The sequence below is a fragment of the Thioflexithrix psekupsensis genome, assembly GCF_002149925.1.
Lineage (GTDB): Bacteria > Pseudomonadota > Gammaproteobacteria > Beggiatoales > Beggiatoaceae > Thioflexithrix > Thioflexithrix psekupsensis.
This window is the reverse complement of the sequence record NZ_MSLT01000006.1, coordinates 170,306-193,035: the sequence shown is the minus strand read 5'-3', so window position 1 is coordinate 193,035 and position 22,730 is coordinate 170,306. Positions and strand designations below refer to the sequence as shown.

At 43.6% G+C, this 22,730-nt stretch carries 15 protein-coding genes and 1 tRNA gene; 11 read left to right on the top strand and 5 right to left on the bottom strand.

Annotated features, from left to right (window positions below; genetic code table 11):
- The first annotated feature begins 20 nt into the window (after nucleotides 1–20).
- Together TPSD3_RS02095 and dauA are read left to right on the top strand one after the other, a co-directional pair.
- Nucleotides 21–2,180 (top strand): SulP family inorganic anion transporter, encoded by a 2,160-nt coding sequence (locus TPSD3_RS02095; protein WP_176329693.1) that lies wholly within the window; start codon nucleotides 21–23, stop codon nucleotides 2,178–2,180.
- Between the two features lie 94 nt (nucleotides 2,181–2,274).
- A complete protein-coding gene (dauA, locus tag TPSD3_RS02090; protein ID WP_086486935.1) occupies nucleotides 2,275–4,029 on the top strand; it encodes a C4-dicarboxylic acid transporter DauA in 1,755 nt (584 codons plus the stop codon).
- Nucleotides 4,030–4,095: 66 nt separating this feature from the next.
- Here dauA and TPSD3_RS02085 read toward each other — a convergent pair whose 3' ends face one another.
- On the bottom strand, nucleotides 4,096–6,732 hold the full coding sequence (locus TPSD3_RS02085; protein ID WP_086486934.1) for a vWA domain-containing protein: 2,637 nt from the start codon (nucleotides 6,730–6,732) through the stop codon (nucleotides 4,096–4,098).
- A 385-nt stretch (nucleotides 6,733–7,117) separates the two neighbouring features.
- On the opposite strand from TPSD3_RS02085, the gene TPSD3_RS02080 reads away from it, so the two are divergent.
- From TPSD3_RS02080 to TPSD3_RS02060, 5 genes are all read left to right on the top strand, one after another.
- The gene (locus TPSD3_RS02080) at nucleotides 7,118–8,983 is read left to right on the top strand and encodes an esterase/lipase family protein (protein ID WP_086486933.1); all 1,866 of its coding nucleotides are present in this window, start codon (nucleotides 7,118–7,120) and stop codon (nucleotides 8,981–8,983) included.
- A 65-nt stretch (nucleotides 8,984–9,048) separates the two neighbouring features.
- Nucleotides 9,049–10,131, top strand: a complete 1,083-nt coding sequence (locus tag TPSD3_RS02075) for a hypothetical protein (RefSeq protein WP_086486932.1) — start codon at nucleotides 9,049–9,051, stop codon at nucleotides 10,129–10,131.
- Between the two features lie 27 nt (nucleotides 10,132–10,158).
- Nucleotides 10,159–12,654, top strand: coding sequence for an SUMF1/EgtB/PvdO family nonheme iron enzyme (locus TPSD3_RS02070; RefSeq protein ID WP_086486931.1), 2,496 nt, complete (start codon nucleotides 10,159–10,161; stop codon nucleotides 12,652–12,654).
- A 181-nt stretch (nucleotides 12,655–12,835) separates the two neighbouring features.
- Complete coding sequence (locus TPSD3_RS02065; protein ID WP_086486930.1) at nucleotides 12,836–13,513, top strand: VC0807 family protein; 678 nt, start codon at nucleotides 12,836–12,838, stop codon at nucleotides 13,511–13,513.
- Nucleotides 13,514–13,864: 351 nt separating this feature from the next.
- Nucleotides 13,865–15,058 (top strand): WD40 repeat domain-containing protein, encoded by a 1,194-nt coding sequence (locus tag TPSD3_RS02060; protein ID WP_086486929.1) that lies wholly within the window; start codon nucleotides 13,865–13,867, stop codon nucleotides 15,056–15,058.
- A 148-nt stretch (nucleotides 15,059–15,206) separates the two neighbouring features.
- Here the strand turns inward: TPSD3_RS02060 and TPSD3_RS02055 are convergent, their stop codons facing one another.
- The 3 genes from TPSD3_RS02055 to TPSD3_RS02040 form a co-directional block, all read right to left on the bottom strand.
- Nucleotides 15,207–16,202, bottom strand: coding sequence for a ParA family protein (locus TPSD3_RS02055; protein ID WP_086486928.1), 996 nt, complete (start codon nucleotides 16,200–16,202; stop codon nucleotides 15,207–15,209).
- Nucleotides 16,199–17,407, bottom strand: a complete 1,209-nt coding sequence (locus TPSD3_RS02050) for an ATP-binding protein (RefSeq protein ID WP_086486927.1) — start codon at nucleotides 17,405–17,407, stop codon at nucleotides 16,199–16,201. The genes TPSD3_RS02055 and TPSD3_RS02050 overlap by 4 nt, the downstream gene beginning before the upstream one ends.
- A gap of 250 nt (nucleotides 17,408–17,657) precedes the next feature.
- Nucleotides 17,658–17,733, bottom strand: a tRNA-Thr gene (locus TPSD3_RS02040).
- 181 nt (nucleotides 17,734–17,914) lie between these two features.
- On the opposite strand from TPSD3_RS02040, the gene TPSD3_RS02035 reads away from it, so the two are divergent.
- The 3 genes from TPSD3_RS02035 to TPSD3_RS02025 are packed head-to-tail and all read left to right on the top strand — an operon-like array spanning nucleotide 17,915 to nucleotide 20,744.
- Nucleotides 17,915–19,009, top strand: a complete 1,095-nt coding sequence (locus TPSD3_RS02035; protein WP_086486925.1) for a hypothetical protein — start codon at nucleotides 17,915–17,917, stop codon at nucleotides 19,007–19,009.
- Nucleotides 19,006–20,178 carry a DNA-processing protein DprA gene (dprA, locus tag TPSD3_RS02030; RefSeq protein WP_245391505.1) on the top strand — a complete coding sequence of 391 codons (1,173 nt, stop codon included), beginning with the start codon at nucleotides 19,006–19,008 and terminating at the stop codon, nucleotides 20,176–20,178. The genes TPSD3_RS02035 and dprA overlap by 4 nt, the downstream gene beginning before the upstream one ends.
- Nucleotides 20,179–20,207: 29 nt before the next feature.
- Entirely contained in the window at nucleotides 20,208–20,744 is a 537-nt protein-coding gene (locus TPSD3_RS02025) for a cob(I)yrinic acid a,c-diamide adenosyltransferase (protein WP_086486924.1), read from the top strand.
- Nucleotide 20,745: 1 nt separating this feature from the next.
- On the opposite strand, the gene TPSD3_RS02020 is transcribed toward TPSD3_RS02025, so the two are convergent.
- On the bottom strand, nucleotides 20,746–21,183 hold the full coding sequence (locus tag TPSD3_RS02020; protein ID WP_086486923.1) for a response regulator: 438 nt from the start codon (nucleotides 21,181–21,183) through the stop codon (nucleotides 20,746–20,748).
- A 102-nt stretch (nucleotides 21,184–21,285) separates the two neighbouring features.
- Here TPSD3_RS02020 and TPSD3_RS02015 point away from each other — a divergent pair, with 102 nt between their 5' ends.
- A complete protein-coding gene (locus TPSD3_RS02015; protein WP_086486922.1) occupies nucleotides 21,286–22,695 on the top strand; it encodes an AAA family ATPase in 1,410 nt (469 codons plus the stop codon).
- The last annotated feature ends 35 nt before the right edge of the window (nucleotides 22,696–22,730 follow it).

Genomic DNA, 22,730 nt, shown 5'->3' with positions numbered 1-22,730 from the left:
AATTTTAAGGAGATGTTTTGGTGTCTTTCATTAAAGAACTTCTTATTAAACGCTTTTTGCCCTTTTTAAAATGGCTACCAGAACTAAAAGAGGGAAAAGTTCTGCGGGCTGATTTTCTAGCGGGGCTGACTGTGGCTTTAGTGTTAATTCCGCAGTCTATGGCGTATGCGCAATTAGCGGGTTTGCCGCCTTACTACGGTTTGTATGCGGCATTTTTACCGCCGATGGTGGCGGCTTTATTTGGTTCATCGCGGCAATTGGCCACAGGGCCTGTGGCGGTGGTGTCTTTGATGACCGCGGCGGCTTTAGAACCGCTGGCCACGGCGGGCAGTGAAACATTTATTGCCTACGCGATTTTGCTCAGTTTTATCGTGGGATTATTCCAATTGTCTTTGGGCTTATTGCGCATGGGGATATTGGTTAATTTTCTTTCGCATCCGGTGGTGGTGGGTTTTACCAATGCGGCGGCGATTATTATTGTCACTTCGCAGCTCAATAAAATTTTTGGGGTCGAAGTGGAAAAAATGGATCACCATTATCAGACCGTTTGGAATACTATAACCGCCGCGCTGGATCACACGCATTGGCCGACATTCTTCATGGCGGTGTTGGCTTTTTCCATTATGATGGGGTTAAGACGTTACCGTCCGCGCTGGCCAAACGTGCTTATTGCGGTGGTGGTCACGACGGGATTGGCGTGGGGATTGGATTATCAAAAACTACATTGGATTACGAACGAGCAAGTTGTGAGTGAGTCTGTAAAACAAAATATTGAAAAACAATTGCGATTGCGTCAACATCTCGTCACGTTGGATCAAGAGATTACAGAAGCACAAGAAATATACAAGGACATGATTGTGCAATTTGGTGCTTATGATTTGTCGGCGTTGCAAGCGCGTTTTATTGTAGAAAATTTGAAATTACAGCGCGATGCGATGAAAAACGATATAAAGCAGCTTTTTAAACAATTACAAGCCAAAACACTGTATTTTGTTCCAGAGCCAAACAGTGAAGTGACTTATCCCCTAGCCGATAAACAAGTGCGTCATCAAGCGGGTAGCGTGTATTTAACCAATGAAATGAATCCCTCCGAATCCACCTTAACTGTATGGAAAGTCAAGCAATTGGATGCCCAAGGGAATTTATTATTGCATTCTGGGGGCGCGGTGGTGGGTACGGTGCCGTCGGGTTTGCCGAGTTTTCAATGGCCGCATTTTGACTTAGGTGTTATTTTACAATTGATTTCGGCAGCGATTGTGATTTCACTGATTGGGTTTATGGAGGCGATTTCGATTGCCAAAGCGATGGCAGAACGTACCCGACAACGTCTTGATGCCAATCAGGAATTAATCGGACAAGGTTTGGCCAATATCGCGGGGAGTTTATTTCAAAGTTATCCCACATCGGGTTCTTTTTCCCGTTCTGCCGTTAATATTGGTGCGGGGGCGGTGACGGGCTTTTCTGCGGTGATTACCAGTATTGTGGTGGTGATGACGTTGTGGTGGTTTACGCCGCTATTATACAATTTGCCCCAAGCCACCTTAGCCGCGGTGATTATGATTGCTGTCGTCAGTTTGATTAACGTTAAAGCCGTAGAACATGCGTGGCACGCCAATAAACATGATGGCAGCGTGGCCATTATCACTTTTGTGTTGACTTTGGTGTTTGCGCCGCATTTGGATTTGGGAATTTTGGCCGGTGTGGCCTTGTCGTTGGGCTTGTTTTTGTATCGTCGTATGGAGCCACGAGTTGTATTTTTACAACGCAATGACAGCAGCGGTGAATTGGAAAATTTAGGCCAGCTCAAAGAAGCCAATAAAGAAAATGATGTGGGCATTTTACGCTTTGAAGGTTCTTTATACTTCGCCAGCGTGAATTATTTTGAGGAAAAAGTGCAAGAATTGTTAGTTAAACTCCCGAAAATGCGCTATTTGGTGGTGGAAGCGGTGTCAATTAACGAAGTCGATGCCAGTGGGGAAGAAATGTTACGCGCTGTGGTTTCCAGTTTGAAACAAGCGGGCGTAGAAGTGTTATTTAATCGGGTGAAAGCACCGATTAAGGACATGTTAGGGCGTACTGGTTTTGTGGCATGGCACGGCGAGGAAAAATTTTTTCGCCATCCCATTGCATTGTATGATTACATTACAGCCCAGCAAAGCCAAGGGCGCGTAGATTCATAAAACGCTTATTTTTCTCAAGACAAACATCCATCCCCTGTTAGCGCATGGGGATGGAAAAGTTATCTTAATTAAGAGGTACAATTGATTAAAAATTATGACCAGATCACACAATTCCCCCTTAGAAGAACATAAACCACAATTCGCTTCTGCATTAAGGGAAAGTTTTCAACAGGGATACCGTTTAAATCACCTGCACAATGATGTTTTATCGGGCATTACTGTGGGCATTATTGCCATTCCATTATCAATGGCATTAGCGATTGCCACTGGTGTTCCGCCTCAACATGGTTTATACACTGCCATTGTGGCGGGAATTATTATTGCGTTAGCGGGTGGATCGCGGGTTAATATTTCTGGCCCTACGGCTGCATTTGTGGTAATTTTATTACCGATTGTTCATGAATACGGTTTAGGCGGTTTGCTTATCGCGTCGATAATGGCGGGAATTATGCTCATTATCATGGGCTTGGCGCGAATGGGGAAACTCATGGAATATATTCCCTATACCGTGATTATGGGATTTACTGCGGGCATTGGGGTGGTGATTGCGACCATTCAGGTTAAGGATTTTCTTGGTTTGACCGTGGAAAATTTACAGGGACATTATACGGAAAAATTAATGTCTCTTATCGCGGCATTGCCGAGTTTTCGTATTGAAGATTTTTTGATTGGTTGCTTAACCTTATTTGTGTTATTAACGTGGTCGAGAATTACCACTAAAATTCCCAGTCATTTGGTGGCGTTAATTGCTGGCACATTGGCGGCGTTATTATTCGGGACAATATGGACTGATTTTGATGTGGCCACAATTGGTTCTCGTTTTGAATACGATGTGAATGGGCAGCAAGGGACAGGTATTCCACCTTTACCGCCGTTTTTTGTTTTGCCGTGGAATTTGCCAGATGCCAATGGGCAGCCGATTGGCTTATCTTTTGAGTTAATTCGTAATTTATTGGGGCCTGCGTTTGCCATTGCGATGTTGGGGGCGATTGAGTCGTTATTGTGTGCGGTGGTGGCTGATGGGATTGCAGGCACTCGGCATAATCCTAATACAGAATTGGTCAGTCAAGGTTTGGGTAACGTGGTCGCCCCCTTTTTCGGGGGAATTCCTGCCACAGCAGCCATTGCCAGAACCGCAGCCAATATTCGTGCGGGAGGACGTTCTCCGATTTCGGCGATTGTGCATTCTTTGGTGATTTTGTTGGCGGTGGTGAGTTTGGCGGAATGGTTTTCTTATGTGCCGATGGCGGCTTTGGCTGCGCTGTTGTTTATCGTGGCGTGGAATATGAGCGAAGCCAAGCATTTTATGCGTTTGGTACGTACTGCGCCCCGCGGAGATGTGGCTGTTTTATTAACCTGTTTTAGTTTAACCGTATTATTTGATATGGTGTTGGCGGTGGGCGCGGGGTTAATTCTGGCTTCGTTGTTATTTATCCGCCGTATGGCTGAATTGACCGGTACGGAATTGCTCAGTACCCATGAACATGAGCATTTGAAAAATCTGCCCGAACAAATCAGTGTGTATGAAATTAATGGCCCTTTGTTTTTCGGTGCGGCCGAGAAAGCCGTTAAAACTTTACATCAGATTGATCCTAATGTAAAAGTGTTAATTATTGATATGACTGATGTGCCAATGATTGATATGACGGGTATTGTCGCATTAGAATCGTTATTAGATAATTTATTCCGCAATCGAATGGGGGTGGTCATTAGCAATTTGCAACCACGCATATTGGAAAAATTAAAACGAGCCGGTATTAGCGAACAACCCGGACGCTTATTGTTCGGTGCCAGTTTGCCAGAAAGTGCGGATAAGGCGAAACTGCTATTGTCCACGTTGTCGTCATAAATTCCCATAAAAAAACATGCACCTACGTTCAGGTGCATGTTTTATGGGGCGCAAAGATGGAAATAATTACTCAGCAATCAGTTGCGTATAAGCAGCGCGTTGGAAACGAGTCGCTACCGTTTCTAACTCTCGTTTAGGAATGGAGAAGAAATTGCCGGGGGCGTTGTAATAACTTACGCCGTGGTTGCTGTATTTAGCCGTACCGGCACTGTTGTCAAAGTTGACGGTGATAAAGTGATAACCCGCTTCTATGGCATCAATCACTGCAACATATTCGCCATCATTGGCTTTGTGGTCGGGCGCAACGCCATCATCACGGAATGACACGGTTTTTTCGCCATATTCCCCTTCCATCACCGCAGTTAATGGTAATTCGGTAATCGGCAATTTACCCGATAATTTGGCGTGGAGCGTCACTGTGGATCCGGGAGTGACATATTCTTCGTCGTCGCTTGTGGTGACGATGGCAAAATAAGTATTGCTATTGTCTTTGGGCAAACCGTCTACATAGTATTCTACACCAACGGGATTGTCACTGTTGACCTGCAACTGCCACGCGCCTTCCATCGGTAAGGCCACATCAAACCAGCAATAGTAATAATTGTCTGCGTCTTGTCCTTCTTCTTCCGCTTCTATGTCGGCGACTTCACATTGGTCTTCTGGAATTTCAATGACGCTGCCATCGGGTGCGATAAGTTGAGAAGTGACCATAGCACTGCTGCCAAAATAGCTCACAGTAATTTCAGCCGTACTCAATGTGTTGTCCAAAAAGAAGCTAAACGCATCTTGTCCGGTGATTTCTTTGTAACCCATGGCCACAGTAGTGACCACTTCAGGTGACGCTTCGGCTTCGGCTTCGGCAATCAGTTCAGCGAGGCGATTCGTGTCTTCAATTGTCCAATAACCACCGCCTGTGGCGCGACTCAATTCGTCTAATTCTGAATTCACATTTTTTTCGGTGATGAAAGACATTAATAAAATGCCTTCATCTCGATACGAGCGCGTGACGGATTCGGGCGATAAGCCCGTGGTATTTTTGCCGCTGGCAAATAAATACACCAACCAATTGGCCTCATCAGAAAATTGACCCGCTAACAAATCCATTTGCGCCCGATCTAAAGCATTGCCTAATGCGGTGGCTTTAGGTTCTTGTTTAATGGTTTTGATCTGATCAATGAGATGTTGACGTTGTTGTGCCGAGCTGACCCGGGTCGGCGGCACTAACACATTTGGCGTATCGCTAAAAGTCACAATCCCAATCACTTCGTCTGATTCAGCCCGACTCACCAGAGATTGTAAAGTGGCTTTGATCGCCTCTAAGTCTTTGATACTCATGGCTGCCGAGGTGTCAATAACGAATTGACGCACAAGAAAAACCTCATCATTGGCTTGGGTTTCATGTCCGTCGCGGGTGGCGCGTAATTGGGTTCTTTCGGCTTGGGTTGCGCCTTGTTTCCATTCGATTTTTAAATCAGATCGGGCTTTTTGTGTGGCTTCTTCCGTTCCCAATTCGACAGTGGGTAGGCGACCGGGTTCAGGTTTCACCGCGGCCAATTCGGGATAAAACGCACGGCCGATATTTTTACGGTCTGTACTGGGATCGGATAACAGCGTATCCCAGCCGCTTTTGCCGTAAACGTGGGCTTGGGCGGTTTTTCCACCCGATGGGTCAAAGTTTAACGCGGTCGAAAAATTTAACCAAATGGGTGCCACTAAGCTGTTGTTTTCCACATTGACAGCATTATCCGTTTGGTGCATGGCCGATTTATCCACCGGCACATCACTGTCACAAGGAGAAGTGGGACTTTCAGCATCGCAAGCCGTTCCTGATCCCTGATATTCGTCCATGAGACCATAAAAAAAATGTCCCCATTCGTGCAATAGCGTATAACCGCCGATTCGGGTTTTAATCAGTAAATCATTGTCTTGTTGGAAAGTGTCACAATGTTCGACTCGTGAACCTTTGTTGCCGCGGCCAGCCACATGGGCGTTGGGATGGCATTTTAGCACCCAGAGAATATCCGTATTATCCGCATAACCGCCATCCGTATAAATGGTCACTCGTCCTAATTTTTGCGCGCCGTTACTGGCTTCATAGACTCCATCGGCAAAATGCAAAATGTTGTCTTCAATCGCCGCTTTTTGCTGCATCGCTTGAGCGTAAGAACCGTAATAAGAAACCCGTACATCATAGACTTTGTAATTAATTTCACGACTTATCGGGGTGGTGGCGTTGGGATCGGTAATGTCTGTGCTGGTTACTGTGTTACTAGGTGTTTGGGCTTGTTCTGCATAGTGTTTATTGTAAGACCAATAAAGCCCGTTGGGATCGTCGGGATTGGGGGTAAAATTGAGAATAATCCCGTAGGGCGCATTAGCCAGTTGTAAACCGCCAAAAGCCAGTCGTAAATCTTTTCCCACCACAACACAGCCACCAGCGTTAGTGTCACACGTGGGACTTCCTGCGCTGTCAGTGTCCAATTTCCAAGACAGGGCTTGTCCGGGTAACTGGGCTTTTTTCAGATCAAAACGAAAATGCTGCCCTTCATAACTGACACAAGAAAAGCGCAGATCAAAATTACTGGGGTCAAAAACAGGCGCAGTACACGCCTCTTGGGCAAAAACCTGAGGCGCAATGCTGGCATGAAGCAGCAGCGAACCAATCATAAAAGGATACGAATGAGAAAATCGCAATGTGGGCATGATGGTTTCTCAAAAAAGAAAAGCAAAATGGGGAAGGTTTCTGGGATGTTATCGGTCAATAAAGCAAACACAGTGCGTCCCGGTCACAGTCTAGTAGAAAAAATAGATAAGACAGCATTTGTCCACTTGTAAAATAGCATCATTTCAATGATGAATCACATCATTCTGTTATATCGGCTATGCGGCTATCTTTTTGAATTACTTAGTTTTTAATTGGATGCTGATCACTTCTCTTTCTGTCGCATTTTGAGATTGCCGATCTGATGAAGAACGTAAAAAATGATTCTTATTCGTGCAAAAGTCTCACAAAATATCTATAATGAGTAAGACAATAAAGTCGTCCCATGGATATTTTTTACCAAGCTACTATTGAGTGAGATTTTAAATGTTGAGTCCTTCTCTAACCAGATTCACTTTACTTTTGGCATTGTCTGCTTTTTCTGTTACCGTTAAAGCACAACTGCCTTTTCCATTCGCACCAACGAACACGCCACAAAACTGTCAGGCTCTATATTATCCTAATACGGGACTATTAAAGCTACCTTGTTTGGTGATTGAACCGAATCATTTACCCAGTTATGAAGTGCGTTTGCGATTTGCAGAAACCAATGGAACGACAGGTTTTTTAGTTGAAGAATTATTAAATGGTCAAGTGGACACTCAATTACCTGAAAATGCAACTTGTTTAAGTCGTTATATGCCCAGTTCTGGAGAATTATTTTTGCCTTGTTTGAATGTGCCTGATGCAATGGATTTAGGTTATTCAGCAACCTTGCAATTAAATCCCAATCTCATGGGTGCGTTTTTTGGGGTCAATCACATTGAAGCGCGTCTTGCTCCAACATCATCTCCATCCCCCACCGAACCCAAGCCAGAACCCACACCTCCTGCCACTCCCACGCAACCTGCCCCTACAATATCCCCGTTGAATGTGCGAATTGTATTTGTTGGGGCGGGAAAAGGCAGTGTAACCTTAGAAAATCATACGTGTCAGCAAGATTGTACGTTGTCCGTTCCTCGAAGTGAAACCTTGCAATTAAGTGCAGTTCCTGCGGCTGGTTCAGAGTTGGTGGGATGGAGCAGCAATTGTTCTGTTGATGCGTCAAAGGAGTGGTGTCAAGTATCACAAAATGATATATCTGGCGATGTACTTGTTTTAACGGTCGATTTTCGTCCTGCTGCCCGTGAAGCCCGCGCCATTGTTTTGCTGCATGGAATGAATTCTGATGAATTGACTTGGGATAATTATTTGGATCAACACGATCAGTTCGACGTGGACAATTGTCCTGTGGTGTTTGATGGGGTATTAACACAACCTAGCCTATTATCATCACGCCAAACTCCCCCAGAGTTGGGCTGTTTTCGGGTACGTTTTGGGGCTTATGACGGCTTTAGTGGACGCATTGGTTTAGAAAATATGCGAACAAGCGGAGTAGAAAAAGGCGATTTTTCTACCTTTGACCAATTAGGGCAAGAAGTGGCCGACGCTGTCACCGCATTACAACAGGCGTATAAGCGGTATTATGGAGAAAATGTGGTGTTAAAAGTGGCCTTAGTAGGACACAGTCGCGGTGGGTTGGCGGCGCGTGCCTTTTTGCAAAACGACAACATCGCAGACAGTACTAAAACCGCTGTCGCCGCTCTGTTGACCACAGGAACACCTCACAATGGCAGTCCATTAGGACGAATTTATGGGTATCTTGAGAGAAATTGTTTGAGTAACAACGTCACTCGCTTGGGTGATTGGGGGTTTTTCTCCAATGATGCCTGTTATGATGATTGGCAAGTGGTTGATACGCTTAGATTTGGTCAGTGTAATGGTTTTAAAGTCGCTGACGAAACGTTAGATGTACGTAAACCCACCGTGGCCGATTTATCTGATAATTCTACGCCAATTAGAACATTAGACGGAAATGTCAACAAGTTGCCTAAAGCAGTGCGCTATGGGTCTTTGCGTTACAGTGGAGTCGAGTTAGGAAAATTAACAGAACTTTATCGAATTTTCGATTTAGCTGGCCCCGATATTTGCGATCAAGTTTCTCGTGATGCCCAGTATGTAATATTAGAGGGTTCACAACCCACAGCCAGCCATCTGATTGGTGATGGCATCGTGCCGTATCTCAATCAAGCCTTTCCAGCAGGTATTGTCAGTTACGATGGCAATCCTAAAAATGGGGTATATCACACTAAACAACCCAAAGAAGAAATTCACATTACTAATGGGTTAAAAGAACTGTTACCGCATTGGTAATAAATCATCAAGGGTGGGTAATGCCCACCCTTATTGTCAAAACGGAATAAATTCTTAGATTCATTATGAAATCATTATCTTCATTTTTCTGGCTGGTATTTATACTGCTTGGGCTTATTGTTTTATTATTTTTACTGACCACAAAAAAAATGCCCGATAAACCATTAAAAACAGATAACCCTATCACCTCATCAGAAAACAATACAATAATTACACCACCAATTTCTTCTAAGCCAATTCTTGATTCATTCGCCACACCTGATACCCATGATTTAAGCACTTTTAATCAGATCGATCTGGCATCCAGTTTACCCAATTTAAGCCAGTTAGAAAATCGTCAACATTATTATGAGAATTTATTAACTCAATCTCCCGCAGTGTTATGGCAACAATGGCAAACCTTACAACACACTCAAAATCCCAACGCCATCAGAGCCAGACAATTAATTGCAATCGCTTTACCCTTGCGTTTACGAGACGAATTTGATGCAGCAGTTTACCACGCTTTAGCTGCCCATTTAACTTTACCAGAAACCACGCCTTACGGCTATGTTTCTCAAATCGCTCAATTACTTGGACAAACCGCTACAGAACCTGCTTTAATTGCGCTTGTTCAACAAGCCTTAATTCTATTGCCAAATAGCGAGCCGCGCATTCCCATTTTACAAGCCATTAGCTACAGCACTCGCCTAAGATGGAATAACCAATTTCATACTGAATTATCACCGCCTTTAGAACAAGCATGGCAACAGTTACAAACCAGCCAAGATATTGCATTGGTTAATACCATTAGTGAAGGACTTGTCTCTATTGGTGCAGAAAATGGATTAAAACAGCTATTTAATAGCTTAGAACCTGTTAATTTTTCTTCTTTAGAAACGTTACAAAAAAATAATCAAATTGTCCCTTTATCTGCCTTTCAAGCCTTTAAAAATCTCAACAATCCTGATGCAATAACGCTACTTACAGAAACACTTTATCACGCGCCTCCAAATAGCTTAACGCAACAAGCTACAGTTCATGGATTAATGGCTTTAGCCATCAATGATAATGATCACGCCGTCCAACAATTACGGAAATGGGAGCAATACGCGCCAGAATCCATGCGAGAACAGCTTATTCATTGGTTAAATGAAATTAATCCGTAAATCTCTGCTCACAACGGAATAAACACCATGTCACGACAACTATTATTATTAATTATAGGGTTAATCTATTATCATGGATTAGCTGCACAAAATTATTATCTTGAAACCAGTCCATTGATAGAATGGAAAGTGAATCAAGGCGGTAATGGTCATTTTTACCAATGGGTTTTATTCAGTGAAAAAGTCAATTGGCGCAATAGTTATGCGCAAATTTATTATAATCCGCCTCATCCCACATTAATCAATGAACGCCATTACACCATTTATCCTGCCACTATAACCCATGTGGCTGAACATGAATTTATTGTTCATCATGTGCTTCCCTTAATTGAGCGTTCTATAGATCATTTTTGGCTTGGTGGAATAAAGGAAAATGAACAAGAATGGCAATGGGTTAATTTAGGAGAATCTTGGCAGTATCATCCTATTTTTTCTAACGCCCAAATGGCTCATTATTTGGCAATGGATCAACAAGGTCATTGGTTAGGATTAGATCGGGAAATGACAGTGGCGGGAGTGATTGTGGAATATGATCCCAAAATTGTGCAGTGGTCAGCGGCAGAAGGAGGACAAGATCATTGGTATGGTATCATGACTTACACGCCTGATCCGTTGGGAGAGACGACACTTAATTTGGAACGACTACAACAACACGCGGCCGCACAATCATGGGCTGGACAACGCGGACGTTTAGTAAGCATCACTTCAGAGGCGGAAAATCAATGGATTACTCAACGTTTATTGCGCAGTTTGTTTGATCGTTGTTTGTATACAATCACGCCCAATCAAGGCATTGGCTGTCAATATGGCAATAGTGTTGCGAGAGAATACTTAATCGGTGCCCGTCGCCATCCCAGTACACACACATGGCAATGGTTAAGCGGCGACACTTGGGATTACAGCAATTGGGCTTCTCCCGACGCAGCAACACAAGGCGATTATGCGAAAATAGTCCATCCACCGCTGCAACGCAGTGATTCTCTTTCATCTCCAGCGACATGGCAGAGTTATACTCCGAATTCTACAATGTATGCACAATCTTACCTGATTGAATACGAAATACCAGAACAGCTTCCAGCACAAGCCAGTTATTTTTGTGATCATACGGAACGCTGTTATTATCGGCGTTATTTTCCACCGGGCTTTTATATCGCACAAATCAGTTCCGATTACGGTTTGAGAGCGGGCGCGTGGGGATTGAGTCTGAATACCAGTAAAGGCACTAATGTTGGCGGATTTAATGCGGGATCGGTGTTGGCTGAGGGCGGAAAAGTACCGGGATTTATTGCTTTTTATCTCACGCAAACGGAACGGGTGTTATTAAAAATTGAAGAATATACGGGGGCGATTTCCCATTTAGCCGTGCAAATTCAACGGGTTCGTTTAGACGGATCGGCACAACGAGAACCTGTATTTTATGCGCCACAGGTGTCGCCCGGTGAATCTGTGTTTACTGAACCATTAACACCGGGCTTTTACGTGGTTGATGTGCGGGCAAATGACACCCAAAAAGCCCGCGGACGATTTGGTTTATCGGTTAATGCGCAAAGTTTAGTGGGTGGTGTGAATGTGGGGGGCAGTATTGATGGTGATTTTGGTGTAAACAGTGATGGTTTTGCGGCTTTTTATCTGGCAGAGGCGCAAAATGTGGAGATGCAATTGTTTTATGGTAAAAATTTCGGACATAACACCCCTGAATACGGAGATGAAGGCGCAGACCCATTGCGTTTAACCTTATGGCAACAATTTGAGGGGGGAGAGCGTGTGTTACTTTGGCAGCCGCAAGCAGAATTGCCCGCGCCCGTAATAGTACAACCATTGCCACAACAAGAAAATCAAGTGGGAATGCGTTTTGTGCGTTTACCTGCGGGAGAGTTTACAATGGGCGATAATGCACCAATTCCGCGCCATCCTGTGCGTTTGACGCAAGATTTTTACTTGCAAACCACGGAAGTTACACATGAACAGTGGCATAAGGTCATGGGAGAATGGCGGGTTTTAGGCGAACAATGCCCGACTTGTCCGGTAGATCGGTTATTTTGGTCAGATATTCAGGCCTTTTTAGCGCGTTTAAATGCCGCAAACGAGGGCATATACCGTTTACCCACCAATGCTGAATGGGAATACGGCGCACGTGCCAGTGGAATCATGGATGCAGAATGGTTGTCTTCTCCGAATCGACGACGCTATGGTTGGTGTGAACAAGAATTAACTTGTTGTGGTCAATCGCAGTTACCTGCCTTATATCCTGTTGCACAAAAATTACCCAATGCGTGGGGATTATACGACATGATCGGCAATGTGCGGGAATGGGTACAAGATTGGTCGGATTGGTCGTATTTTGAAGCGGATAGTCTGAAAATTGACCCGCTTGGCCCATCGGCTTCGGCGGGTGCGTTGGGGAATGAAAAAGTCATTCGCGGTTATCTCTGTTCAGCCACACAATTAACCGCCGGTTGGATCGAAGCTCCACAAGCCGCAGGAGGAGTGGGATTTCGGTTGGTGTGGTTGCCTGTTTTGTGAATTTCATCCGTTATCTGTTGGCGGACTTTTTTAATTAACCAACTTGTTAATTATTGATTAATACTGGTAATTAATTGATAATAAAGTTATTTTAACAAAAAATCATTTGCCTATGTCTTGCAATAAGGCAAGAATAGCCCAAGTGATTTTTTCTTTGTTGTTTCACTGAGGACACTGTGCGATGCGTCAAGAAAACCCATTTATTAATTTGCTGATTAATATTGCCATTCCCGTTGTTATTTTGATGGTTTTAAGTAAAGAAAGTTACTTAGGCCCGGTGTGGGGATTAGTTTTAGCATTAAGTTTTCCTTTGGCTTATGGTGTGTATGATTTATTGAAGAATCGGCATTTTAATGCGTTTTCAATTTTGGGTTTGGTGAGTATTTTACTGACTGGTGGTATTGGGTTATTGCAATTAGACCCGTTTTGGTTGGCGGTGAAAGAAGCCAGCATTCCATTTTTAATTGGTGTGGCTGTTTTAGTGTCATTAAAGACACGCTATCCTTTGGTGAAATTAATTATTTATAATGACAATATCATTGACATTAATGCAGTCAATGAGGCTTTAGAACAGCATCATAATGGTGCTGCATTTCAAGTGCGATTAATGCAGGCTTCATGGTTATTGGCGGGGTCTTTTTTTGTTTCGGCTATTTTAAATTTTGTTTTGGCGCGTATTATTGTTGTGAGTCCACCGGGGACAGAGGCATTTAATGCGGAATTAGGTAAAATGACCGCGTTGAGTTACCCTGTAATTGTTGTACCGTCAATGCTGATTTTAGTCTTTTCTTTATGGTTTTTATTGGCGGGTATTCGTAAATTAACGCAACTAGAATGGGAACAAATTTTTAAAAATTAATCTGTTAGATTCATCTACATTTGTCCACTCATTGACCACTGGATTAAAATTATAAAAAACAGTGAACGACACCCTTCAATAAGCGACAAAATAGCCACTCTTTAACACTACAAAAGCAGGCATAAAACCTGCCTATTTTTATGCGCGTGCCATATTGAATCGGTAAAAAAGAACTATAATTAGATAAGGACTTCTCTCAACCTTGCTCTAGCGTAATAAGTAGGAGAATCGAGGTGTATTTTTCTGTTTTTATTTTAACAATTACACCCCACCATTTTGGCATAAGAATTACGTTTTAATCCACACGCCAAATGATCCACAAATAACTCTTTTTGTAAGGAGAGCAAGTCAATGAACGCCAAACGTAATATTCTGGCTATTAGCTGTGCAGTCGCCATGTTCGGTGCTGCGAATGCTTTTGCAGAAACGATTTCTGTCAGTTTGCCAGACAATAAAAATACAACATTTGCTATCGAATTTGTGTCGAATGTTGGAAACACATGGACTTATAAAATATCTTATGTGGCTGGACGCGATCTCAGTCACTGGATGTTAGTATTACCTAACTGTAAAGACAAGTACGTCAGTTATACAGAAGGCGCGGAAATCGGTAAAAATCCTGCGGTCGCAGGCGATCCCGTGGGGATTAAATGGAATACAAAAGGTGGGACATTTTCTTTCACTTTAGACCAAGCCTATGCCGCAGTGCCTGTGCAAGCCATTGCTAAATCTAGTACAAATCACGGTGCAGGTTCTATCACGGGGCCAAGCTGCGTAGAAACGCCTCCGCCTTGTGAAGACAAAGTTTATGCTGTTCACGATCAAGGTTTGAATGACAGTCAATTCTTTAGCATTGATCCTGCCAGCGGTTTTGCTGTAGAAGCCTTAGGCGCAATGTATCCCGCTTATGACATCGAAGCCTTAGACATTCATCCCACCACGAAAGTCCTGTATGCAGGTTCTGGTGATAACAGTGAACAGCAAGGGCATTTGTATATCGTTGATAAAGATACTGGGGCTTTAACTGATTTAGGTTCTACTGGAGTCAGAGAAATCGACGGGCTGAGTTTTAGAAACGATGGCACGTTGTGGGGTTGGGCGCAAGACAGTGGTTTATTCGTGATTGCTGATCCAGCAACCAGCGTCGCTGCGGAAATTATTGTTCCGTCTAGTGAAGTTGAAGTCGGTGATTTAGCGTGGAGTCTTGACGGCAGCACGCTTTATGCGGCTCAAGTGCCAAAAGATGAAGGCGAAGACCCTGATGAACGCATGGATTCTGGCCCTATGACTTTGTGGAAATATGTCCCTGCAACGGGTCAAATTTCTACCATTTGTGAGGCTTTGACCCATCAATTGGGCGAAATCGAAGGTTTAGAAACTTTGCCTGACGATACCTTAGCGGTTAGTGTTCATGGCAATAGCGGCTTGATGTTGGGTGTGATCAATCCTGCTACTTGCGAATTGGTTGTATCTCAGACTGTTGAAACCAATTACGATGACGTAGAAGGAATTGCATGGCCGGCTTGTGCGGCTGTTCCTGAATAATCAGCGTATGTTAATTTTATTTCGCTGTTGAATTGATGCGATAAAACGGCGACTATTTACAAGGTGACACTAAAGGTTTTGGTGTCACCTTTTTATGTGCGTCTGAATATTATAGAAAAATCAGTAAGTTAGCTGGTATCCACATTTTTTATGTGATGCCAATATTTTGCAGCATTTTCTTCGCTAATTGTGCAAAATCTATATAAGCCTCTTGTGCTGAGAGTGCGTGTGAGCCGATAGCACCGTCTGCGGGTTTTAAAGAAAATATAGGTTTTCTAGCTTCCTGAGCTAATGGTATCAAACTGCGGTAGTGTTTAAGTTGGGCTAAACAATAAGGGTCATTTTCAATTTCCAATGAATTATCTCTCTGTTCTTTAAGTATATTTATGCGATATTCATTAGGTATTTGATTCAACCAACGGTTGTAGGCTTTAACGGGGCGCGAAATTCGCGTACCGTGTTGTTGCGCTACATAGCCTATGGGTTGCATTTCTCCTTTAGGCAATGGAATAGTTGCTTTTTCCCAATTATCAATACGTTTTTTCCACGATTTGCGCCAATGCTGTAATGTTGGTCCCAAATTGCGCAACCCTTGTAGCGAAAATAAATCTGCTCCTAGGGGAATCAAGACATAATCTGAGGCAATTAATGCCGAACGATTGATAGCACCTAGATTAGGACCGACATCTGCGATTATCAATTTTGCGTTGACGCTTTGTGCTGCGTTTTGAATCACTTGCCAGAAAGCAGTGAGTATTTTGAAAGGACGCTCCAAATTTTTATCGTCCATAGATTTAGGCCAATTTTCCGAAAGTTCGTCTTCAAAAGTAGATAAGCTTAATTCTCCTGCTAACAGATAAAGTTTTTGGGTAATCTGTTCTAGCTCAACAGGTTGAATATCTCCTACATTCATTAAAGGTTCAATAGAACGAAATAATGTCGTTATTTTTCCCTCTGGCGCATTCCAGATATTTAATAAACGCTCTTCTTCTAAAAACATCACAGTGAGATTACATTGCGGGTCTATATCTACCGCCAAGATATTTATGTCTAATTCGTGGAACATCCACGCCAGATGGTAGACCAATGTGGTTTTACCCACGCCCCCCTTATTATTGAAGACACTCAGGACGGGAATTGTCATGATGCACTCCGTATTTCGACCAGTACATAATTTGCGTTTACCTCAAAGCGTGCAGGCGGATTGCCATTTTTATTAAGTTCTTGTTGCGCGATTTGAATGCCCATACCAAACTTTTGTACATAACCCAACACTTTCATCGCAGTGGCAATATTAGGATTACGGTAATCTGTAAACCCAGACTTACCAAAATTTTCTACTGTCACCTGTCCAAATGGCCCACCCGGACTGTGTATTTCTATGCGGTCGTTGAACCAAGTTAAGCGCACTGGCGCACGAGTCCCTTCATAGTTGCGGTGCATAACTGCATTACGTGTCAATTGTTGTAATGCCGCTAATGGGTAATTAGGACGACGAGATTCAGTCCTGCCGCTGATGATGTCTATCCCTGTGCGGATATGGGCTTCTAGTTTTTCATCCAAACGGCGCAATATTTCCCCTAGATTTCCACTGATCTCTGCTTCGTCTTGAATTGCGTCAGTCAATTGAGTGCCATTTATACGTAAAAACTGAATGTAATTACCGGGTATTAAATCTTGCGCACGGATGCCCAACACGATACAACCTGATACGGTAGGGCAAGGATTTTCAGGGGATTCGATGAAACGACAAGCAGCCAATCGTTCCTCATAGCTACGTTGGTTTGCTGCGAGAATATCGGGAGCAACCGCATGAATAAGATATTCCTGCTCAAAAGCGAGTCGGTTCAAATCACTCAGTTTAGCGAAGGAAACAGGATGCAAGTCAAAAGGTAAATCTCTATAACGTCGCTTTTCGTTAAGTATCCGCTCATCTTGACGAGAGGCAATATCACGACGGGGACCTGTGCGAATATAAGTACGTCCTTTATATCTGACTGGCGGTGCGTCTGCTGGTTGCACAGTAATTACTGCTATATCCATACTTAGTAAACGCCGTTTTTCCACAGTCATACTAGGCGGCGGCAAAATCTGACCATCTGAACGCATATCTGCAAGTTTCAGCAGTAACTCATCGGTGATAGTGAGACCAGCAGAATGACCATTATCTCTAACACCGACAAAAATTACGCCGGGTTTTTTATGATTAGGTAAATCGTTAGCAAACGCACAAATTGCTTGACGGATTTTTTCGGGCGCATCGCCTTTATCCGATTCTTTACGTTCTACACGATCTGATTCCAAATCACTCAGTAACTCTTCAAGTTCTTCATCTGTTAATCTTTTCATTTTGATGTCGAGTGTGATTAATGCGACTTGCGAATTGCTTGTGTCTCTGACCGTTGAAACCAATCACAATGATGTGGAAGGGATTGCATGGCCAGCTTGTGCGGTTATTGCTGAATAATAAGCGAGAGAATCATTTTTTGTCGCTTTCCTTAAATTACCTCTTTTTCAGACAGAATGGCTATAAAAACCAACGCAAAAAGAATGAGGACTTAATGAAGCTTAGGAATTTTTTAAAAAAGTGGGGATAATATGGTGCCGACGGAGGGAGTTGAACCCCCAACCTACTGATTACAAGTCAGTTGCACTGCCAATTGTGCTACGTCGGCTTTGATTACGAGAAGGGAAAACAGAAAATTGACTGGCTTTTATCTGTGAATCATACGCACCGCCAACCAACCTGTGCTAATATACACCACTTATTGGTTAAATTGCAATAAAAAATAATGAAACTTACATTATACAATGCGTTGGGTCACCTGACCGCTGGGTGATGAAGCGGATTTTTTTATGCTTCTGCTGGTTTATTATGCGTATTGTCACTGCTCTGTGCAAACTGCCATGAAACATTTATTGTCTATTTTTGCTTTATTTTTAATAACTTCGCGGGTTTACGCGCAACCTTTTGTTTTCGACGCACACACGCCCTTAGTTCCCGACGCGCCTACGCAATATGTGGTGCAAGAGGCTGAACAGTGGAGTGACATTTTATCCAAAATTGTCCTTGATCCCGAACCATGGCTGCAACGTTGGCAGGGACGCTTGCCAAAATTGGGGGCGGGCGATGTGATTTTGTTGGAAAAACAAGGCAACTTAGTGAGTTTAACGATCCGACAAGGACGCACGGTTAAATTACAACCCCGTGTCCGTGTGGTGGAAGGAGAAACTGTCCGCAGCGCGCCAATTTTACCCGTTGAAGCCATTCAACAATTTCTTAATCGCCCCTCTCTGCTCACCGAACAAGAAAGAGAAACCGCAGGTTATGTTATCGCTAACAGCAGCAAAAGTCTGATGTCCAGTCTGCATGATCGCATTTTTGTGCGCAATCTAAGTTATCTCAACGAAGAACAATTTATTGTGGTGCGGCCAGGACAGCGTTTTGCCAGTATGGATGGTGAAGTGGTGTACGCTTATGAGGCGATTTATCTTGGGGATGCGGAGTGGATAGAAGACGCTGAAGATGGAGTTAGCACTTTACGTTTGACCCATGTGGTGCGTGAGGTGTTGAAAGGTGACTTAGTCATTCCGGTTGGCACGAGAGAGTTCCGCGAAAACTTTGAGTTAGTGGCTGCGCCTGAAGATTTGGTGGGAGAGAACGCCTATATTGTGGCGGTGGTAGATGGCGTGTCTCAAATTGGTCAGTATAACGTAGTAGTGGTCAATTTGGGTGAAAATGATGGCTTAGTGGTTGGCCATTTGCTTAACGTAAAGCAGCGGGGCGGCTCAATTGTAGACGACTTAACCGATACGCCAGAAATGGTCAGACTTCCCGATCAACAAGCGGGGACATTATTAATCTTTCGTGTTTTTGATACCATCAGCTACGCGCTGGTGATCAAAGCGATATTGCCTATTAATTTATTTGACCCTGTGACTGCGCCTTGAACCACACCGATTCTAATGATTACGAATATTGGCTGGCCTTAGCGCGGATTCCTACGCTGGGCGCGGTGACGTATGCGCGTTTATTGTCTCAATTTGGTAGTCCTAAAGCGGTTTTTCAGGCTTCTTCTGGCGAATGGTTGGCAGCAGGGTTAAAAACATCTGCGATCTCGGCTTTGCAACAGCCTGAATGGGCTAAGGTTAAACAAGATTTGGCTTGGTTGCAGGCGAATCCAAATAATCATCTGTTGACCTTAACCGATCCGAATTATCCGCCTTTGCTGCGGACGATTCACGATCCGCCGCCGATTTTATTTGTGCATGGGGATGTGGCTTTGTTGTCGCAACCACAAATTGCGATGGTGGGGACGCGTCATCCCAGTCGTCAAGGGGAAGAAATTGCCCGCGAATTTGCAGAACATTTGGCACAAGCGGGATTTGTTATTACCAGTGGTATGGCGTTTGGCATTGATGCTGCGGCGCATTTAGGCGCATTACAGGCCACAGGCTATACGCTCGCCGTCACTGGCACCGGGTTGGATCGCGTGTATCCGCGTCAACATCGGGAATTGGCACATCGTATTGCAGAAAAAGGGGCGTTAGTGTCAGAATTATTCCCCGGTACACCGGCGATAGCTGGCCAGTTTCCCCGACGTAATCGTATTATTAGTGGGTTAAGTTTAGGCGTATTGGTGGTAGAAGCTTCGTCCAGCAGTGGTTCTTTGATTACAGCCCACCTTGCCGTAGAACAAGGGCGTGATGTATTTGCCATTCCCGGCTCAATTCGCAACCCGCAATCGCGTGGCTGTCATACTTTGATTAAACAAGGGGCAAAATTGGTTGAAACAGCCAACGATGTCATGGAAGAATTGCTCGCTCATTTGCCGCTTAATGGCCAAACAATAGGTTTTGATTTCCCGTTAAAAACCATTTCTCCACCCACCACGTCCTTTTCTGAAACCCAAACCGTTTCTCACTCCGATTCGATGACCACAGATGATCCGGATTATGCTCGTTTACTGGCGCATTTGGTGGATAAGCCGATTACCGTAGACAGTTTGGTGGAACTCAGTGGATTAACGGTTGAGGCCGTTTCTTCTATGCTGCTCATTCTTGAATTACGTGGAATGGTGGCCTCACAGGCAGGCGGGATGTATTTTAAAACACGTTAAAAAAAATAGGAAACTACAGCACCATCATTATGGGATACCGACTTTCAAAAATTTGCACCCGCACAGGCGATCAAGGCACCACAGGCTTAGGCGATGGCAGCCGAGTTGATAAGGATTCACCGCGCATTGAAGTGATGGGGACAGTGGATGAATTAAACAGTGTTTTAGGCGTTTTATTAAGCGAAACATTACCCGATGCACTGCGGCAAACTTTAGAGCAGATTCAACAGAATTTATTCGATTTAGGGGGAGAATTAAGCATTCCTCATTACCGTTTGCTTCAAGCAGAACACGTCGAATATCTTGAAGACGCATTAACCCAATTAAATAACGCCTTACCGCCACTGAAAGAATTTATTTTACCCAACGGAACTCGCCCTAGCACATTGGCACACGTTGCCCGCACGGTGTGCCGTCGAGCGGAGCGACGTTTGGTCACGCTGATGCGAGAAGAACCCGAAACAATTAACCAAACCGCTTTGCTTTATTTAAATCGTTTATCCGATCTACTGTTCGTCATGGCACGCCACCTCGCAGAAACAGAAACGCTCTGGCATCACGACTAAATTACGCCATACGCAATAACCAAGCATTAGAAAAATTAAAAGTGGGCGATTTATCGTTATTAGCCGGTTCTTTTTTAGGTGGCTGGGGCGGGTCATATTCTTTTAAAATATGTTTTAATGAATCTAGGCTTAATGGCTTACTTAAATAAGCATCCATGCCGGCCGCTTGACAGTGGCATTGCTGCACTGAAGTCAACGCAATAATTGCAGGACGTTGTTGGGCATAACGCGCAATAATATGTCGCGTGGCTTCAAAGCCATCCATTTCTGGCATGTGAACATCCATCAAAATGACATCATAACGCCGCTGCTCCAACGCCAATAAAACTTGTTGCCCCGTTAAAGCCGCATCCGCTTGATGTCCCAATTCTTGCAGTAAAGCCAACGCAATATATCGATTAATTGGCTCATCCTCCGCCACCAATACGCGTAGTGTCATTTTTTTATCCCCATCGTGAAGAAACCAATGATGTTTTATCCATCAGTTTAGTCGAAAACATGAAAAAATACGAATTCTATTTGCAGAAGGATAAAAAACTCCATGAGTACATTAAATGAAAATTTTTACCAAACGCCACAACGAATGCAGCGGCTGCATTTAATTCGCCATTTATTACAAAATAGTGAGCAATTATTATTTGTGATGGCTCCTTTTGGCGCGGGTAAAACCACTTTATTGCAAGAATTGCAACAAATGTCATTTGAACACAGTTGGATTTACACATTAAAAAGCAGCCCTGCTTTATCTCCCATACATTGTTTAACGCTGTTATTAAACCAATTCAATGTGCGGCAAACAGGAAAAAGTATTGAAACATTACAAGAACATTTACGCAGTCATATTGCTGCCAAGCGTTATAACGGACAAATTCCTATTTTATTTGTTGATGATGCCCATTTATTGCCCCTAGCCACGTTAAAACTGGTGATTGAGTGCGCCATACAAGGGGAAAATATCAAACAATTACGTGCAGTATTATTTTGTGAGCCGCAAATAAGCAGCATTCTTGCGACACCTGAATTTAGCCTAGTGCAGCACACGCTCACCCATACGGTGGATTTGCCTTTGCTCACCAAAGCGCAAACGAAAGAATATGTCGAATTTTGTTTAGCCCAACAACAACCCGCATTAGCTCCGTTAATTAGTCACGAATGGATTCGCCATGTTTATTTAGAAACAGAGGGAAATCCTGCCAAAATTAACCGATTTATTGATAGTTTAATTAAAAAACAGCGGCCGCCGCCTTTATTATTAAACAATCCCAGTGGCGTTCCTAATCGTTGGTTGTGGGGATTGCTGTCTTTATTATTAATCATTGGCCTTGCAATTACAATACGTTGGAAATATGCCGATATTTTTATTGAAGAAACCACTGAACAAAGTACGGAAAAAATTATTATTTTACCTTTAATTAATCATAGACCACTGGCTCATTTGCCTGTTGGAAATGAAACGGATTTGCCTGATCTTAATTTACCGTTTATTCCTGATTTAAGAGCCGACTTGGCTCCGCCTTCGGCACTGCCTCCTTCACCGCTCTTAATTGTCTCGCCAGAACTTTTGCAAGACCCCCCGCAAATGTTAGAACAATCTCCTGCGCATCATGGACGGATTGATCCACAAACTTTATTGGGAATAGAAACAGTATATAACGAAGATTGGCTACTCAGTCAACATCCTGATACTTATACGATTCAGGTATTAGGCGCACACGATCCAAGCACGTTAAAAACTTTTTTAAAACACCATTCTTTAAAAAATATTGCGCTCTTTAAAACAGAATATCGGCAACGGGATTGGTACGTGTTATTGTATGGTGTATATCCTGACCAAAGTCAAGCGATGTTGGCTTTACAATCATTGGATATGGATTTACGTCAAGCCACCCGTCCTTGGCCGCGAAGTATGGCGAATATTCAAGCCCAAATTAAAAGACGTTTAGGCGAATAATGGCGTTAATAAACAAAAGGACGAAAGCCATTTTT